The sequence below is a fragment of the Chamaesiphon sp. OTE_20_metabat_361 genome (assembly GCF_031364565.1).
Genome location: NZ_JANLWO010000641.1, coordinates 1 through 2,738, shown reverse-complemented (window position 1 = coordinate 2,738; position 2,738 = coordinate 1). Strand labels below are relative to the sequence as shown.

The following is a 2,738-nucleotide window of genomic DNA, read 5'->3' as shown; positions in this document are numbered from 1 at the left end:
GAGTTCGATTTCTTTAGCAATGGTGACACCATCGTTAACGATTTGGGGTGCGCCAAATTTCTTTTCTAAGACGACGTTACGACCTTTAGGGCCGAGGGTAACTGCTACCGCTTCAGCCAAGATGTCCATCCCGCGTTCGAGGGCGCGACGAGCATTTTCGTTGTATATAATCCGCTTTGCCATAATCTTTAAATTTAGATGTGTAGAGGGTTAGTATTAATGACCGAATGGCTGTTGACTGTTGACTGTCTGAGGATTCTATCGTTTACAGATCGAGCATCCATACTAGCTGTCAACTGTCAACTGTCAACTGTCAACTGAAGAATTAGCCGACTACTGCGAGGATGTCTTTCTCAGACAACAGCACATATTCGTCGCCGCCGAGCTTCACGTCGGTACCAGCGTATTTGGAGTAGAGGACTTTATCGCCGATTTTGATTTCTGGCTCTTGACGAGTACCGTCTTCGTTGCGTTTGCCAGGGCCGACTTGGACTACTTCACCGATTTGGGGCTTTTCTTTAGCTGTATCGGGAAGCAGGATACCGCCTGCGGTTTTTTCTTCTGATGCGCTGACTTTGACGAAGACGCGATCGGCCAAAGGCTTGACTGTAGATACTGTTAAAGATAGTGATGCCATATTAATTCTGAGTTTTTAGCACTCTCAACTGCTGAGTGCTAATTTAGCCGAATGGGGTATGGCATGGCAAGCAAGGGTAGAGTACGGGTTCCCGCACGTTCCTGCAAGCCGCGCCTATAGAACCCATTTGGGATCTTTGAGATTCATGATGGTGCGTTACGCCAAGGGCGATAACACACCCTACACCAGAGCGATAAATTGACGGTAGGGTGCGTTACTGCGCAAGCGGCTCGCGCACGCCTTTGTTCCCCGACGGTTTGCGGATGCGCGCTCCTCGGGTTCCCCGAGGGTTTAGCGACCCAAACACATGCGGAGGTTCCCTCCGCATGTGTTTGGGTCAAGACAGCGCACCAAGCAGCGAGACAAGACAGCATAACGCACCAATTATCCGGTCGATCGGTTCTGAGGAAGTTTCTGAGTTCTCGTCGCAGCCACAGCCGAGAATTTAAATTGGGATCGGCGCATAGGGTAGCAAAAGAGTCAAACGCAACGGGAATTCTAGCGTTAGTATGGTTATTTAATAAAGATTTAGGAGTACTTTGATGAGCTTGGATACCGCGATCGCACAACCGACGATTCATCCAGAGTTGTTATCAGCTTTTAGTCAGGATGAGTTTAATAGTCATGTGATGACTACTTACGGACGGTTTAATCTGGCGCTAACTAAGGGCGAGGGTTGTACTGTCTGGGATACCGATGGCAAGGCTTATTTAGATTTTGTGGCGGGGATTGCTACCTGCACGCTGGGACACGCACATCCAGCCGTGATTGAAGCGGTGACGACGCAGATTCACACGTTGACTCACGTGTCCAATTTATATTATGTCCCCGTGCAAGGCGAACTAGCGAAGTGGCTAGTGGAACATTCTTGTGCCGATCGGGTATTCTTTTGTAATTCGGGTGCTGAAGCTAATGAGGGCGCGATCAAATTGGCGCGGAAATACGCTCATACGGTCTTAGGCATTACCGAACCAGTAATTTTGACGGCGAATGCCAGTTTCCACGGACGGACGCTGGCGACGGTGACAGCTACCGGACAGCCGAAGTATCACAAGAACTTTGCACCATTGATTCCGGGTTTCCACTATGTACCTTACAATGACTTTGCCGCGATCGAGTCTGCTGTTGCCGAGTTAGATGGACGGGTAGCCGCCATTATGCTCGAACCGCTCCAAGGTGAAGGCGGCGTGAATCCCGGACAAGTTGCGTATTTCCAGCAGGTGCGGAAACTCTGCGATGACAAGGGAATTTTACTAATCCTCGATGAAGTTCAAGTCGGGATGGGACGTTCGGGTAAATATTGGGGTTACGAGCAATTAGGGATCGAGCCGGATATTTTCACGAGTGCTAAGGGTTTAGGTGGTGGGATTCCGATTGGTGCGACGTTGTGTAAGGCTTCATGCAATGTGTTCCAGCCGGGAGATCACGCTAGTACTTACGGCGGCAATCCATTTGTTTGTGCGGTGGCTTTAGCTGTTTGTCAAACATTGGAACGGGAAAATATTCTCGCCAATGTCCAAGCACGAGGCGCACAATTACGGGCAGGTTTACAACAATTAGCCACTAAATATCCCCAAACAATCTCCGAAGTTCGGGGTTGGGGTTTGATTAATGGCTTAGAGTTACAAGCTGATAGTAATGTCGGGGCGATCGATATTGTTAAAGCAGCAATGCAAGCAGGTTTATTATTAGTCCCTGCGGGTTTAAAAGTTGTCCGGTTCGTACCGCCTTTAATTGTTTCTTCTACAGAGATAGATCGGGCTGTAAGTATTATCGAGCGAATTTTAGCCACGATGTAGTAAATTAAGAGTGGGTAATTACCCACTCTAATTTAGATTTATTCTTAGATTGAATCGATCGAACTAAGTTATTAGCCACCAAAGATTGCAACATTATTGATATAGAGTATTAATTAGTAGGGTGGGCAATGCCCACCATCTAGGTTTTAGGCTGTTCTGATGAAATGATATTATTTCTTTCTCGCGATCGTCAGTCCGTCGCCGATCGGGATTAAACTAATTTGAACGCGATCGTCATGGTAGATTTGCTGATTGAGATCCTTGATTGCCTGAGTGCGTTTATCTGGATTCATCGCTGGATC

At 47.8% G+C, this 2,738-nt stretch carries 4 protein-coding genes; 1 reads left to right on the top strand and 3 read right to left on the bottom strand.

The genetic code is table 11. The features are described 5' to 3' along the window. Positions 1–183: TCP-1/cpn60 chaperonin family protein (locus RMO35_RS18420; protein ID WP_309742943.1), on the bottom strand; the 183-nt coding region annotated here is incomplete at its 3' end. Between the two features lie 142 nt (positions 184–325). Then, positions 326–637 (bottom strand): co-chaperone GroES, encoded by a 312-nt coding sequence (gene groES / locus RMO35_RS18415; RefSeq protein ID WP_309742942.1) that lies wholly within the window; start codon positions 635–637, stop codon positions 326–328. A gap of 542 nt (positions 638–1,179) precedes the next feature. Here groES and RMO35_RS18410 point away from each other — a divergent pair. Further along, entirely contained in the window at positions 1,180–2,436 is a 1,257-nt protein-coding gene (locus tag RMO35_RS18410) for an aspartate aminotransferase family protein (RefSeq protein WP_396134924.1), read from the top strand. Between the two features lie 170 nt (positions 2,437–2,606). Here the strand turns inward: RMO35_RS18410 and RMO35_RS18405 are convergent, their stop codons facing one another. Continuing rightward, a complete protein-coding gene (locus tag RMO35_RS18405) occupies positions 2,607–2,729 on the bottom strand; it encodes a hypothetical protein (RefSeq protein WP_309742945.1) in 123 nt (40 codons plus the stop codon). Between the last annotated feature and the right edge of the window lie 9 nt (positions 2,730–2,738).